This window comes from Mycolicibacterium bacteremicum, assembly GCF_002086115.1.
Classification (GTDB): Bacteria; Actinomycetota; Actinomycetes; order Mycobacteriales; family Mycobacteriaceae; genus Mycobacterium; species Mycobacterium bacteremicum.
Genome location: NZ_MVHJ01000023.1, coordinates 19211 through 33212, shown reverse-complemented (window position 1 = coordinate 33212; position 14002 = coordinate 19211). Strand labels below are relative to the sequence as shown.

Genomic DNA, 14002 nt, shown 5'->3' with positions numbered 1-14002 from the left:
TTTCGCACGGTGTTTTCTTCCCCGCGCGGGTCACCCCGGTATGCCGGCAGCATCGGGGACCACGACGGCGAACAGGTCGTTCAGCGCGGCCAGGCTCGCCGATTGCAGTGCCGCGGCGGGCACATCTGCTCCGTCCGGGCCCGGCAGCGACCGGGTCGCGGTCGCCGCGGCGACCACGGTCGGGGCGTAGCCGAGGTTGAACGCGCCGCGCGCGGTGGAGTTGATGCACATGTGGGTCATGAACCCGGCCAGCACCAGATTGGTGGCGCCCACCGCCTTGAGGCGCTCGTCGAGATCGGTCTGGACGAACGAGTTCGGGTACTGCTTGACCACGACCGGCTCGCCCTCGCGGGGGGCCACCGAGTCGACGATGCCGCCGATCTCGGCGGTGATGTCGTACGGCGAGCCCACCCCGCCGTTGTGTTGGATGTGGATCACCGGGATGCCGGCGGCACGCGCCCGGTCGAGCAGTGCGGCCGTCTCATCCAGCGCGGCCTGCACACCGTCGAGCTCCATGACGCCATAGGTGTAGGTGTTCTGGCAGTCGACGAGCACCAGCGCGGAATCCTTGAGCGGGCTCGCGGCGGCGGGCAGATTATCCAGATTGCGCAGGGTGGGGCGGCTCATGGCCTCAGCCTAGTGAGAGTTGCCGGTACGGCAATACTGTCTTGCGGGCTAGTTCCGGTCGGTCAGACTGGGGGCATGGCCGACACCCCACCGCCGCGTACCGGCGGCAGCGAGATCGAGGTGTTGCGCGGATTCCTCGACTACCTGCGCGCCTCCATCGCGGGCAAGGTCGACGGCGCGCCCGAACCGCAGGTGCGCACCGCGATGGTGCCATCGGGTACCAATCTGCTGGGCCTGCTGAACCATGTGACATGGGTGGAGCGGTGGATCTTCCTCGGCGACAACGTCACCGACTGGTCGGCGACCTTCGCCGCGGCGTCCGGTGACACGGTCACCGACGTGGTGCAGCGCTACCGGGCGACGGTGGCGCAGGCCAATGAGGTGCTCGACGGGTGCAGCGACCTCGCCGAACCGGTACCGGGCAAGACGTCGCCGAGCGTGCGCTGGGCGTTGACCCACATGATCGAGGAGACCGGCCGGCACGCCGGGCATGCCGACATCCTGCGCGAACTCATCGACGGATCGACGGGACGCTGACTCACTCCACCTTGGTGACCGTCAGCACCGCCTCGGCCAGCTCCGGCCGGCACACGATGAGGTCGGGTAGCGAGACATCACGCTGATTGTAGGCCAGCGGGGAACCGTCGATGCGCGAGGTGAACAACCCGGCGGCGCGGGCCACCGCGACCGGAGCCGCCGAGTCCCACTCGTACTGGCCGCCGGCGTGCACGTACACATCGGAGATACCTTGCACGACCGAGGCGACTTTGGCTCCCGCCGAACCCATCTCGACCAGCGTGCCGCCCAGCGCGTCGCGCACCGCGAGTGCCACCTCGGGCGGCCGGGTGCGCGATACGACCACCCGCGGGGGGCCGGGCGCAGCGGGCGGTGTCGGCACCTCCGGCGTGGCCAGAGTGACGCCCTGAGCCGGTAGCGCGACCGCTCCGGCGACCAGTTCGCCGTCCTCCCACAGGGCCACGTGCACCGCCCAGTCCTCGCGGCCCAGCTCGGAGAATTCGCGCGTCCCGTCCAGCGGGTCGACGATCCACACCCGCTCGGAGGTCAGCCGCACCAGGTCGTCGGCCCCCTCCTCGGACAGCACTGCGTCACCGGGCCGCTGCGCGGCGAGGGCCGCGATCAGGAAGTCGTGGGACCGCTTGTCCCCCGCCGCTTTCCGTTCCTTGGCGTCGGCGTCGGCGAACTCGGTGCGCACCGTCAACAACAGTTCGCCGGCCTCGGTTGCCAACCGCGCCGCCAGCTCGTGATCTGTCATGACCGACTGCTTAGCAGGTCGATCACCTGTTGCGCCAACTCCTCCGGCGACTGCTCCGGCGTCAACCGCAGATCGGGGTTCTTCGGCCGCTGGTAGGGGCTGTCGATCCCGGTGAAGTGGGTGATTTCACCACGGCGAGCTTTAGCGTAGAGCCCCTTGGGGTCCCGGCGTTCGCAGTCCTCCAGCGGGGTGTCGCAGAACACCTCGTAGAAGTCGAAACCCTGCTCGGTGTGCACGGTGCGGGCCAGTTCCCGATGAGACTCCAGCGGGCTGATGGCAGGCACCAGCACAATCTGTCCGGAGTCGGCCAGCAGCGTCGCGATATGGGCCAGCCGGCGCAGGTTCTCGGCACGATCGTCCATCGAGAAGCCCAGGTCGGCGTTGAGGCCGTGGCGCAGGTTGTCCCCGTCCAGGACGTAGGCGGGACGCCCCGCGGCCAGCAGCTTCTGCTCGACCAGCATGGCCACCGAGGACTTACCGGATCCGGAGAGTCCGGTGAACCACACCGTGGACCCCTTGGACAACCGGTCGGCCGCGGTCACCAGATTCTGGTGGCGCACCGCGTTGGGGCTGGCGGCCCGGTTGGCGGCCGGCTCGGTATCGCGCACCATGCCCGCGGCGACCGTGCCATTGGTGTCCGGATCGATCAGGATGAACGAACCGGTCGCCGGGTTGCGCGAGTACTCGTCGAGCAGCAGCGGCACCTGGGTGCGCAGCGTGACGCGCCCGAGTTCGTTGAGCTTCAACGCCGTTGCACTCTTGTCACGGTGCAGGGTGTTGACGTCGAGGCGGTAGTCCAGCGCGGACACCCGGGCCCGCGTGGTCCGGGTGGTGTGCTTGATGATGTAGTCGCGGCCGGGCTCCAGTGCCGCGCCGTCGGCCATCCAGCACACCGTGGCATCGAATTCGCTTGTGACATCGGGCTGGTTGTTCGGCCGGGCGATCATGTCCCCGCGCGAGATGTCGATATCGTCGGCGAGGCTGATCGAGACCGCCATCGAGGCGAAGGCCTCGTCCAGCGGGCCGGAGGGTCCGGCGATCTCGGTGATCCGGGTGGTCTTGCCGGCCGGCAACACCACGACCTCGTCACCGACACGCATGACGCCACCGGCGACGGTGCCCGCATAGCTGCGGTGATCGGCATGTTCACGGGTCTGCGGCCGAATGACGTACTGCACTGGGAAACGCACGTCGACCAGGTTGCGGTCACCGGCGACGTACACCTCTTCGAGGTGGCTCAGCAGCGCCGGTCCCTCGTACCAGGGCGCCACATCGGATTTGGTGACGACGTTGTCACCGTTGAGCGCCGACAGCGGGATGGTGGTGACATCGTGGATGTCCAGCCGGGCGGCGAACTCGTGGAAGTCGTCACGGATCTTGTTGAACCGTTCCTCATCCCAGTCGACCAGGTCCATCTTGTTCACGGCCAGCACGATGTGCTGGATGCCCAGCAGCGAGGCCAGGAAGGCGTGCCTGCGGGACTGCTCGAGCAGGCCGTGGCGGGCGTCGACGAGGACGATCACCAGCTGCGCCGTCGAGGCACCGGTGACCATGTTGCGGGTGTACTGCACGTGGCCCGGGGTGTCGGCGATGATGAATTTGCGCTTGGCCGTGGCGAAATACCGGTAGGCGACATCGATGGTGATGCCCTGCTCACGCTCGGCGCGCAGACCGTCGGTGACCAGAGCCAGGTCGGTGTAGTCGTTTCCGCGCTCCTTGGAGGTCCGCTCGACGGCGGCCAGCTGGTCCTCCATGACGGCCTTCGAATCGAACAGCAGCCGCCCGATCAGGGTGGACTTGCCATCGTCGACGGACCCGGCGGTGGCGATTCTCAACAAAGTAGCCATCAGAAGTAGCCCTCCCGCTTGCGGTCTTCCATCCCGGCCTCGGAGATCCGGTCATCGGCGCGGGTCGCGCCGCGTTCGGTCAACCGCGACACCGCGGTCTCGGCGATCACCTCGGCCACCGTGCCGGCCAGCGACTCCACACACCCGGTGCACGTCACATCGCCGACGGTGCGGAACCGCACCGTCTTCTCGATCACCGGCTCGTCCTTGCGCGGCTGCATGAACTTGTGCACCGCCAGCAGCATCCCGTCGCGCTCGAACACCGGCCGCTGATGCGCGTAGTAGATGGACGGCAGGGTGATCTTCTCGGCCCCGATATAGGACCAGATGTCGAACTCGGTCCAGTTCGAGATGGGGAACGCACGGATGTGTTCACCCTTCTTGTGCCTGCCGTTGTAGAGGTTCCAGAGTTCGGGCCGCTGCGCCTTGGGGTCCCACTGGCCGAACTCGTCGCGGAAGCTGAACACCCGCTCCTTGGCCCGGGCCTTCTCCTCGTCGCGGCGCGCACCGCCGAACGCAGCGTCGAACTTGTTCTCCCGGATGGCCCGTAACAGCGTGAAGGTCTGCATGGGGTTGCGCGACGGGATGGTCTCCACGACGCGGCCGGCGTCGATATCGTCCTGCACCTTGGCGACGACCAGGCGTACCCCGTGCTCGGCCACCAGTTCGTCGCGGACCTGCAGCACCTCGTCGAAGTTGTGGCCGGTGTCGACGTGCATCACCGGGAACGGCAACCGGCCCGGCGCGAACGCCTTGATGGCCAGGTGCAGCATGACGATCGAGTCCTTGCCACCGGAGAACAGCAGCACCGGCTTCTCGAACTCGGCGGCGACCTCCCGGATGATGTGGATGGCCTCGGCCTCCAGTGCGCGCAGATGGCTCAGCTCGTACCGGGCGGCGGCCGGGTCCAGCTCGGCGGAGGCCGTCATCGCATCTCCATAAAGTTGGTAGATATGACCAGAATTGCAAGCATGGTTGGGTATTAAACGCCGTGCCCCGCCCGGTGTCAACGGTTGGGCTCATCCCCCGGTGACGTGCCTGCCCGCCCCCCGGGGCAGCCGCACCGACTCGATCAGCGTCACGGCGAGTGCCCCACCCAGCACCAGGAACGTCACCGGATAGGAGGCCAGCAAGCTCACCAGCAGCGCCGCGAACGCGATACCGAGCCCGGCCGCCAATTCCTGCACGGAGGCGTTCAGCGTGTTGGCATGGGTCAGCTCGTCCCCGTCCACATCGGCGAACGCCAGGCTGTTGTAGGCGGTGAACCCGATCGAGCGCAGCGCCCCGCTGAGGTAGAGGACGGCGGCGATGACCGCCACCGGCACGCCCGGCTCAACCAGTGCCAGCGCGCCGAAGCACCCAACCGAGGCGACCCCGTTGGCGATCAGCACGGTGCGGATGCCGAAGCGGCGCATCAGCGGCGTGGTGACCGGCTTGATGGTCAGGTTGCCGATGAACAGCGCGGCGACCACCAGGCCCGCCTGCAACGGCGTCCAGCCGAATTCGAGGACGAACATCAGCGGCAGCAGGAACGGCACCGCGGTGATGACCATCCGGTACAGCGACCCCGCGGCGACGGTGATCCGCAGCGTGCGCACCCGCAGCACCGACAGATGGATCAGCGGTGCCGGCGTACGCAGCAGATGCCACAGTGCAGAGGCCAGCAGCACGATCGCAGCGGTACCGCAGGCACCGACGAGCAGCCAGTCGGTGCCCGAGACCCGGATGCTCTCCAGCGCGATCAACCCCGCCGCGATACCGCTGCCCACCAGCAGCATCCCAGCCCAGTCCAGGGTGCGCGCCGATGGCACCGGGCCGCCGCGTACCAGCTTGAGCGCCAACAAGAATCCGATGACGCCCAGCGGGATGTTGATCAGGAAGATCCACCGCCAGCTGCCGACCGTCGCGATCGCCCCGCCGAGCACCGGGGCCACCACGGGTGCGGCCAGCGCGGGCCAGGTGAGTAGCGCGATGGCCCGGACCAGATCCGATTTGGCACTGTTGCGCAGCACCGCCAGCCGGCCGACCGGGACCATCATCGCCCCGCCCACGCCCTGGACCACCCGCATCGCGACCAGCATCGGCAGCGAGGTACTCACAGCGCAGCCCACGGAGGCAAGGGTGAACACCACGATGGCGGCCAGGAACACCCGGCGGACCCCGAACCGATCGGCCAGCCAGCCGGTCGCGGGGATCAGCACCGCCACCGCGACCAGGTAGGCCGAGATGGCCAGGTTGACGTCGACGGCCTCGACACCGAAGGAGGACGCGATCAGCGGGATCGCGGGGGCGAGAATGGTCGCGTCGAGGATCTCCATGAACAGCGCGCCGGCAACCAGCAGCGCCATACCGCGCGGGAACGACGGCGGGTTCGCGGGCACTGACACGGCAGGAATCTAGTCCGTCACCGGTGATCTGCGCACACTCGGTGACGGTCAGCAGCCCGAACGTGCATTGGTCGTCAGCTGATGAGCGGCAGCGTCCCGGGCTTCAGCGACGGGCCGATCGCCGTGCTGGATCCGGCCACCCGCCCGCGGCCCCAGCCGATGCGCTCGCGGTAGCTGCCCAGCAGTCCGCGGCGCACCAGATCGGCCTCGTCGACGCCGGGCTGCGGGGTGACGAACGGGGAGACGAACAGCGCGTCGACGGGGCAATTGGCCTCGCACTGGAAGCACGTCTGGCAGTCATCCTGTCGACTGATCACCGGCACACCAGCGGTGTCCCGGTCGAAGACATTGGTCGGGCACACCGCGATGCACTTGTCACATGAGATGCAGCGCTCGGCTGAGACGAGCTCGATCACCGTGTTGTTTCTCCCGTCGCTCCGCTCGCCCCGGCAATATTTCCCGTCGCTCCGCTCGCCCCGGCGATATTTCCCGTCGCTCCGCTCGCCCCGGCGAACACCGGCCGTCCGGTGACATCGGTGGCGCGCACCCAGATGTCGTCGAGCCCGCCGGTCACGAGGCGGTGGTGCTGGGCCGGGTCCTGATCGGGATGGTCCAGCCGCTTGGCCATCCCCCGGGTCTCGTTGCGCGCCAACGCCGTCCGGTACATCCACCGCGCGTGCGCCACCATGGCAGCCGCCTGCCGGTTGCGTATCCGCTGCTCACCGATACCACTCAGCGAGGCGCGCGCATCACCCCAGATTCCGTCGAGGACGCCGACGGAGGAGCTCAGTACCGCGCCGTGGCGCAGGTAGTTCTTGTCATAGGGCAACACCTCGCGTTGCAGTGTCGACACCACCTCCCGGTGATCGGCCGAACGCCCGCCGGTCTGGGGGCGGATGCCCGCCGTGCCCACACCGGACACCCGGCGCCGGGTAGCCGCCGGCCCGAGCCCCCGGGCATGTCTGGCCGCGCCGCGACCGGCCCAGTTCCCCGACGAGATCGCCCACGCCGCGTTGTGGCTGCCGCCGCCGGTGAACCCACCGCAGATGAGTTCACGGGTCGCCGCGTCCCCGGCCGCATACAGGCCGGGCACCGTCGTGGCGCACTCGTCGTCGACGATGCGGATGCCACCGGTGCCGCGCACCGTCCCCTCGGCCAACAGGGTCACCGCGAAGCGTTGGGTGAACGGATCGATCCCCATCCGGTCGAAGGTGAGGAAGAAGTTCGGCTGTGCCCGCCGCATGGCGGCCCGGGCCGCGGTGTCGGCACGATCCAGCTGACAGAAGACCCTGCCGCGCAGCAGTTCCGCCGCGATGGGTGAGCGGTTCTGCCCGCCGGCACCCTCGAGCACACTGCCGTCCTCACGGAAGAAGGTGGCGAACTGGTAGAAGGCGGTCTTGGTGACCGAGGTACCCGCCGGGGCGATCCCGTAGGCGTTCGAGAACTCCATCCCGGACAGCTCGGCACCCGCCTCCACCGCGAACAGCGTTCCGTCGCCGGTGTTCACATCGCAGCCCAGCGCCTTGGATTGGAAGGCGCACCCACCGGTCGCCAGCACCACCGCTCCGGCAAGGACCCGGTAGTCGCGTTGCTGCTGTCGCCGGTAGCCGGCCACCCCGCCGGCCGCACCGTCGGCGTCGGCCAACAGTTCGGTGACCGGGCTGTGGTCCAGGATCCGGACACCGGCGCGGCGCAACAGGATCCGCATCCGACGCATGTACTCGGGCCCCTGCAGGCCGTTGCGCAACTGACGGCCGTCGGCACCGACGGGAAACGGGAACTTCGCGACCTCGGCGAATTCGTTGATCCGGTCGTAGGTTTCGTCGAGTACCCGGTTCGCCCAACGATGATCGGACAGGTACCCGCCCAAACTGTCCCGGCCGGCGATCGCCTCGGCACGCAGCTGCGGGTCCGGTGGTACGTACCAGACACCGGTCCCGGCCGACGCGGTGGCGCCGCTGGTTCCGCAGTACCCCTTGTCTGCCAACACGACATCGGCCCCATCGCGGGCTGCGCGAAGTGCTGCCCAGGCGGCCGCCGGTCCCCCACCGGCGACGAAGACGTCGGCGATGAGCTCATCGGAGATCACATCTACCTCAGGCACTGCGAAACCCCCTGAAAATAAACACCTTCGAGTCCTGGATAGCTCCACGATAGGTCGCGGGCCATCGATCCGCCACCACTGCGATCGTGCCGATTAAAATCGCCCGACGCCGAAACTGTTGTCACCATGCCGCCATCCGAACAGGATCGCAGGAATGAGATTGCGAGCCATCGCCGTGGCATTGTCGGCACTTCTCGCCGCCGCCTGCGGAGCGTCCTCGGATACCGCGAGCACCGCGGACGGCAAGACGATCATCCGCTACCAGGGCTGGGCCAGCCAGGTCACCTTCCCCGAACTGGCGGAGAATCTCGGCTATTTCGAGAAGATCAAGCTCAACTGGGTCGGCAACACCACCAGCGGTCCGCAGAACATCCAGGCCACCGCGACCGGTGACATCGACGTCGGCGGGGCGTTCAACGGCGCGGTGGTCAAACTCGTCTCCGCAGGCGCACCCATCACCTCGATCATCGGGTACTACGGGTCGGACAAAGAGAACTTCACCGGGTACTACGTGCTGGAGGACAGTCCGATCCGCACAGCCCGTGACCTGATCGGCAGAAAGTTCGGGATGAACACCCTGGGCGCTCACCAGGAATTCGTGATGCGCGAATGGCTTGCCCGCGAAGGCTTGTCCCCCGACGAGATCAAGCAGGTCGAACTCACCGTGGTGCCACCGGTCAACGCCGAACAGACGTTGCGCTCACACAACATCGACGCGGTCGCGCTGTTCGACATCTGGCGGGACGAGGCCGTCGCGCGCGGCGGGATCCGCCCGCTGTTCACCGACGGCTCGTTGTTCGGCGATTTCACCTACGGCACCTACATCGTGCGCAACGACTTCCTGCAGGCCAATCGGGAGGCGGTCGCCGACCTCACCCAGGGCACCGCGCGGGCGGTGCGGTGGGCCCAGGTCACGCCGCGTGAGCAGGTGATCGCGAAATTCAAGGAGATCATCAACGCCCGCGGGCGCAACGAGAACGTCGAGAAGACCGACTACTGGAAGAGCACCGGCGTCGCCGAACCGGGTGGGGTGATCGACCCGAAATCGCTGCAGCTGTGGATCGACTGGCTGGTCCGCAACGGCGAACTCGAGGAGGGCAAACTGACCCCGGAACAGTTCTTCACCAACGAGTTCAACCCGTACGCCAACGGCACCTACCCGCCTGCCGCAGGTCCGGATGGCCAGGCACTCCGACGGTGAGGCACCGCCGGGCCCGCAGGTCCTGCACCGTGCCATCGCCATCCTGACCGCGGTCGGTGAATCCGAGGACCGGCTGACCCTGACATCCATCGCCGCACGAACCGGCCTACCGCTGAGCACGGCCTACCGGCTCAGCCAGGCGCTGTTGCACGGTGGCCTGTTGGAACGCTCTGCCGACGGCGAGTTCTACCGGGTCGGAGCCGGGATGGTCGCGCTGGCCGCCCCGGCGCTGCACAGACTCAACGTGCAAACCGTTGCACCGTATCTGCATTCGTTGGCCGGTGAGATCGGTATCACGGCAAGCCTCGGGATGGCCGAGGACGATGATGTGGTGACCATCTGCTCGGCGCGGCCGGTACAGAGATTCTGCGGCAACCAGCTTCCCGGGTCACGGCAGGCACTGGCCGACAGCGCGATGGGGATGGCGATGCAGGCGTTCCACCGGGGCCCGGCGGCACCGACGCTGGAGCGGGTGCGCAGGCTGGGTTACGCCGACACCACCGGCACCCAGGGCGACCATGTGCGGGCCATTGCGGTGCCGGTCTTCGATCGCGGCGGTCAGGTGTGGGGTGCGGTCGGGGTTCAGGCGTTGCGACGCCGGCTCACCGACGAGCTGGTCCGCGACATCATCCCGGCGATCCAGCAGCAGGCCAGACGCATCGGAGCGCACCGGGACAAAAGCTCACGCTGATCTTCTCTCACATCGTGAAAGTCACATTCCCGATGCGCGTGCGCCTGCCGATCATGGATGGCAACCAGCCGGCGATCCAGGGAGTACACGATGAGCGTCACGATCGAAACAAAGAGCAGCACAGCCGAATCGGCCGCAACTCCGCAATTCGTGCCGGTGGCCGGTCACATCGGCGCCGACGTCGGCGGGATCGATCTGCGAAACCCGCTCTCCACCCAACAGGTCGAGATCATCCGCACCGCGCTGCACCGGTACAAGGTGTTGTTCTTCCACGACCAGCACATCGACCATGCCCAGCAGATCGCCTTCTCCGCCCGATTCGGTTCGGTGACACCGTCACATCCCTACGACGACGAAGCACCGCAGGGCTTCCCGGAGATTCTTGCCGTGGACAGCCGCAAATATGCGAAGCGATTCGGCAAGGTCAAGTACAGCTATGACAACAAGTGGCACACCGATGTCACCGCCCTGATCAACCCGCCGGCGGCCACCGTGCTGCGCGCCGACATCGTTCCCGAACAGGGCGGGGACACCCAGTGGACCAATCTGGCCGCCGCCTACAACGGGCTGCCGGAGCCGTTGAAACGCCTGGCCGACGGCCTGCGCGCCGAGCACCGCTTCGGTGGCAGGCACCCGCAATGGGCCTATGACAGCAGCTACGCCGAGAAGACCCGCTCCAATCCGATCGTGACCGAGCATCCGGTGGTCCGGGTGCACCCGGTGACCGGCGAGCGATCCCTGTTCGTCACACCGGGTTTCACGGCGCGACTGGTCGGGCTCACCCCGACGCAGAGTGACCGACTGCTCGATCTGTTCTTCGACGAGGTCACCAACCCCGCGTATACGGTGCGGTTGCGCTGGCGTGCAGGAACCGTGGCGTTCTGGGATAACCGAGCGACTGCGCACCTGGCTCCGACCGATCTGGACGACGTCCAGACCACCCGGGTCCTGTATCGCACCACCCTCGAAGGTGATGTCCCCGTCGGCCCGGACGGCCTGGCCTCGGCATCGATCGCCGGTGCCGAGTTCCGCGGTCAGAAGTAGCTGACCGCCTTTGCATTCCGGCAGAGGGAAAGGGTTCAGCACGCATCCGACCGCTGTCAGCATGGGCCACGGTCGAACTTTCGAGGGCCGATTTTCAGGGGGACGCACGATGAGACGCAGACTTTTCACCGCGCTGGGGTTGGTGCTGACACTGTGCCTGGCGGCCTGCGGGTCATCGGACACCGGCGCGCAGACTCCCGACGGCAAGACCGTGATCCGCTACCAGGGCGCCACCGGTGAGGTGCGCTACCAGGAACTCGCGGAGGCGCTCGGCTTCTACGACAAGGTGAAGCTGGAGTGGGTCGGCGACACCACCAGCGGCCCACAGGACATCCAGTCCGCGGCCACCGGTGACACCGACATCGGATCGGCGTTCAACGGCGCGGTCGTCAAGCTGAATGCGGCCGGCGCCGATATCACCTCGGTGCTGAGCTCCTACGGCGCCGACGAGAAGGAGTACACCGGCTACTACGTGCTGGCGGACAGCCCTATCCGCTCCGCCCGCGACCTGATCAACAAAAAGGTCGGGATGAACACCCTCGGCGCGCATCACGAATTCCTCACCCGGGAATGGCTCGCCAAGGAAGGGCTGACCCCCGCCGAGATCAAGACCGTCACCTTGACGGTGGTACCGCCGGTGAACACCGAGCAGGCGCTGCGGGAAGGGCAGATCGACGTCGCTGCGCTCAACGACATCTACCGCGAGACGGCCTTGGAACGTGGCGGTATCCGGGCGCTGTTCACCGACAAGTCACTGTTCGGCGCCTTCAGCTATGGCAGTTATGTGATGCGCAACGATTTCATCGCCGACAACCCGGAGGCGACAGCCGATTTCGTCCAGGGCACGGCGCGAGCCATTCGCTGGACGCAGACCACCCCGCTGGACCAGGTCCTGGTCAAGTTCCGTGAGATCATTCACGCCCGCAAGCGCAACGAGAACACCAAGGCCATCGACTACTGGCGCAGCTCGGGCATCCCGGTGGCCGGTGGGGTGATCGCCGAGCGTGAGATCCAGACCTGGATCGACTGGCTGGTGCGCAACGGCGAGCTGGATGAAGGCGCGGTGAAGGCCTCCGACCTGTACACCAACGAATTCAATCCGTACGCCAACGGGAGCTACCCCGAGGGCAGCGGTCCCGACGGACAACCATTGGCACAGAAATGACACCCAAACTCAGCTTGCAGCACGTCACCAAACAGTTCCCGATCCGGGGTGAGGACACCCCGCTGACCGCCATCGACGACATCACCATCGATCTGGCCGCCGGGGAATTCCTGGTGCTGGTCGGCCCGAGCGGTTGTGGGAAGTCGACGCTGCTGGACCTGCTCGGCGGGTTGACGACCCCGACATCGGGACAGATCCTGCTCGACGGCAGGCAGATCACCGGGCCCGGCCTCGACCGCGGCATCGTATTCCAGCAGTACGCCCTGCTGCCGTGGCGCACCGCCCGCAAGAACATCGAATTCGGCTTGGAGGCCAAGGGTTTGCCGTCGGCCGAGCGACGCGAGCGGGCCGAGCAGTACCTCGAACTCGTCGGGTTGTCCGGGTTCGCCGACCGATACCCGCACGAGCTGTCCGGAGGCATGAAACAACGCGTCGCCATCGCGCGCAGTCTGGCCTTCGACCCCGAAGTGCTGCTGATGGACGAGCCCTTCGCCGCCCTCGACGCGCAGACCAGGGAGTCGCTGCAGGACGAACTGTTGCGCATCTGGGAGACCACCGGCAAGACGATCCTGTTCATCACCCACGGCATCGACGAGGCGATCTACCTGGGCCAGCGCGTCGCGGTGCTGACATCGCGGCCCGGCCGGATCAAGAACATCGTCGACGTGGACATCAATCGTGAAGTCGAGGACGTCCGCTCCGACGCGGGATTCCGGGCGCTGCGACACCACATCTGGACGCTGCTGCACCACGAGGTCGAACGCGCGCACTCCCAGGAACTCACGATCTCCGAGGTGACCCATGTCTAGCGCCATCGCCACTCCCGCCGAGATCACACCACGCCCGCCGTCCACGCCGCCGGCTTCCCCGTCATCGCGGGGACTCGGCAGATCGGCGGGCTCGCTGGCCTGGCGGGCCTTCAAGGCGACGGCGGCCATCGTCGCCTTCCTGGCCCTGTGGGAGACCGCACCGCGGATCGGTCTGGTCGACAGGGTGTTCCTGCCGCCGTTCAGTGAGGTGGCCGAGACGTTCGTCACGCTGATCGGCAACGGTCAACTGTGGGAGCACGTGTCGGCCAGCCTGTCCCGCGCGCTGCTCGGATTCGTCATCGCGGTCGCGGTGGCCATTCCACTGGGCATCGCGATCGCCTGGTACCGGCCGGTCGCGGAATTCTTGAACCCGATCCTGGAGTTGTTCCGCAACACCGCCGCACTGGCCCTGCTGCCGGTGTTCATCCTGATCCTGGGAATCGGCGAGACCTCCAAGGTGGCCCTGGTGATCTACGCCTCCACCTTTCCGATCCTGCTGAACACCATTTCCGGGGTACGCACCGTCGACCCGCTCCTGATCAGATCCGCGCGGTCATTGGGACTGTCCCCGGTACGGCTGTTCCAGAAGGTGATCCTGCCGGCTTCGGTACCGACGATCTTCACCGGCCTGCGGATGGCAGCCGCATCGTCGATCCTGGTGCTGATCGCGGCCGAGATGGTCGGCGCCAAGGCCGGGCTGGGATACCTGATCACCGCATCCCAGCTGAACTTCCAGATTCCGGAGATGTATGCCGGCATCGTCACCATCGCCCTGGTCGGGCTGGCCTTCAACGGCGTCATCGTCGCCGTCGAACGCCGGCTGTCCCGCTGGCGCGCGACCGACTAGGGGATAG

General features: G+C 67.1%; 14 protein-coding genes. 7 read left to right on the top strand and 7 right to left on the bottom strand.

Annotated features, from left to right (window positions below; genetic code table 11):
- Positions 1-30: 30 nt before the first annotated feature.
- Positions 31-627, bottom strand: coding sequence for an isochorismatase family protein (locus BST17_RS21475; protein WP_083060931.1), 597 nt, complete (start codon positions 625-627; stop codon positions 31-33).
- Between the two features lie 75 nt (positions 628-702).
- On the opposite strand from BST17_RS21475, the gene BST17_RS21470 reads away from it, so the two are divergent.
- Positions 703-1164 (top strand): DinB family protein, encoded by a 462-nt coding sequence (locus tag BST17_RS21470; protein WP_083060930.1) that lies wholly within the window; start codon positions 703-705, stop codon positions 1162-1164.
- A gap of 1 nt (position 1165) precedes the next feature.
- Here BST17_RS21470 and BST17_RS21465 read toward each other — a convergent pair whose 3' ends face one another.
- From BST17_RS21465 to BST17_RS21440, 6 genes are all read right to left on the bottom strand, one after another.
- Positions 1166-1900 (bottom strand): 3'(2'),5'-bisphosphate nucleotidase CysQ, encoded by a 735-nt coding sequence (locus BST17_RS21465; RefSeq protein WP_083060929.1) that lies wholly within the window; start codon positions 1898-1900, stop codon positions 1166-1168.
- A complete protein-coding gene (cysN, locus tag BST17_RS21460; protein ID WP_083060928.1) occupies positions 1897-3747 on the bottom strand; it encodes a sulfate adenylyltransferase subunit CysN in 1851 nt (616 codons plus the stop codon). The genes BST17_RS21465 and cysN overlap by 4 nt, the downstream gene beginning before the upstream one ends.
- A complete protein-coding gene (gene cysD / locus BST17_RS21455) occupies positions 3747-4676 on the bottom strand; it encodes a sulfate adenylyltransferase subunit CysD (protein WP_083060927.1) in 930 nt (309 codons plus the stop codon). The genes cysN and cysD overlap by 1 nt, the downstream gene beginning before the upstream one ends.
- 90 nt (positions 4677-4766) lie before the next feature.
- Positions 4767-6095 carry an MFS transporter gene (locus BST17_RS21450; protein WP_083060926.1) on the bottom strand — a complete coding sequence of 443 codons (1329 nt, stop codon included), beginning with the start codon at positions 6093-6095 and terminating at the stop codon, positions 4767-4769.
- Between the two features lie 113 nt (positions 6096-6208).
- Positions 6209-6550: a 4Fe-4S dicluster domain-containing protein gene (locus BST17_RS21445; RefSeq protein ID WP_083060925.1), complete on the bottom strand. Its 342-nt coding sequence runs from the start codon at positions 6548-6550 to the stop codon at positions 6209-6211.
- Positions 6547-8238: an FAD-binding protein gene (locus tag BST17_RS21440; RefSeq protein WP_083060924.1), complete on the bottom strand. Its 1692-nt coding sequence runs from the start codon at positions 8236-8238 to the stop codon at positions 6547-6549. Before BST17_RS21440 ends, BST17_RS21445 begins: the two co-directional genes overlap by 4 nt.
- Positions 8239-8392: 154 nt before the next feature.
- Here BST17_RS21440 and BST17_RS21435 point away from each other — a divergent pair, with 154 nt between their 5' ends.
- From BST17_RS21435 to BST17_RS21410, 6 genes are all read left to right on the top strand, one after another.
- Entirely contained in the window at positions 8393-9439 is a 1047-nt protein-coding gene (locus BST17_RS21435; RefSeq protein WP_083060923.1) for an ABC transporter substrate-binding protein, read from the top strand.
- On the top strand, positions 9417-10130 hold the full coding sequence (locus BST17_RS21430) for an IclR family transcriptional regulator (protein ID WP_083060922.1): 714 nt from the start codon (positions 9417-9419) through the stop codon (positions 10128-10130). The genes BST17_RS21435 and BST17_RS21430 overlap by 23 nt, the downstream gene beginning before the upstream one ends.
- A gap of 90 nt (positions 10131-10220) precedes the next feature.
- Entirely contained in the window at positions 10221-11174 is a 954-nt protein-coding gene (locus tag BST17_RS21425; RefSeq protein WP_083060921.1) for a TauD/TfdA dioxygenase family protein, read from the top strand.
- A 109-nt stretch (positions 11175-11283) separates the two neighbouring features.
- The gene (locus BST17_RS21420) at positions 11284-12339 is read left to right on the top strand and encodes an ABC transporter substrate-binding protein (RefSeq protein WP_083060920.1); all 1056 of its coding nucleotides are present in this window, start codon (positions 11284-11286) and stop codon (positions 12337-12339) included.
- Complete coding sequence (locus BST17_RS21415) at positions 12336-13148, top strand: ABC transporter ATP-binding protein (protein WP_083060919.1); 813 nt, start codon at positions 12336-12338, stop codon at positions 13146-13148. Before BST17_RS21420 ends, BST17_RS21415 begins: the two co-directional genes overlap by 4 nt.
- A complete protein-coding gene (locus BST17_RS21410; RefSeq protein WP_083060918.1) occupies positions 13141-13995 on the top strand; it encodes an ABC transporter permease in 855 nt (284 codons plus the stop codon). Before BST17_RS21415 ends, BST17_RS21410 begins: the two co-directional genes overlap by 8 nt.
- Positions 13996-14002: the final 7 nt, after the last annotated feature.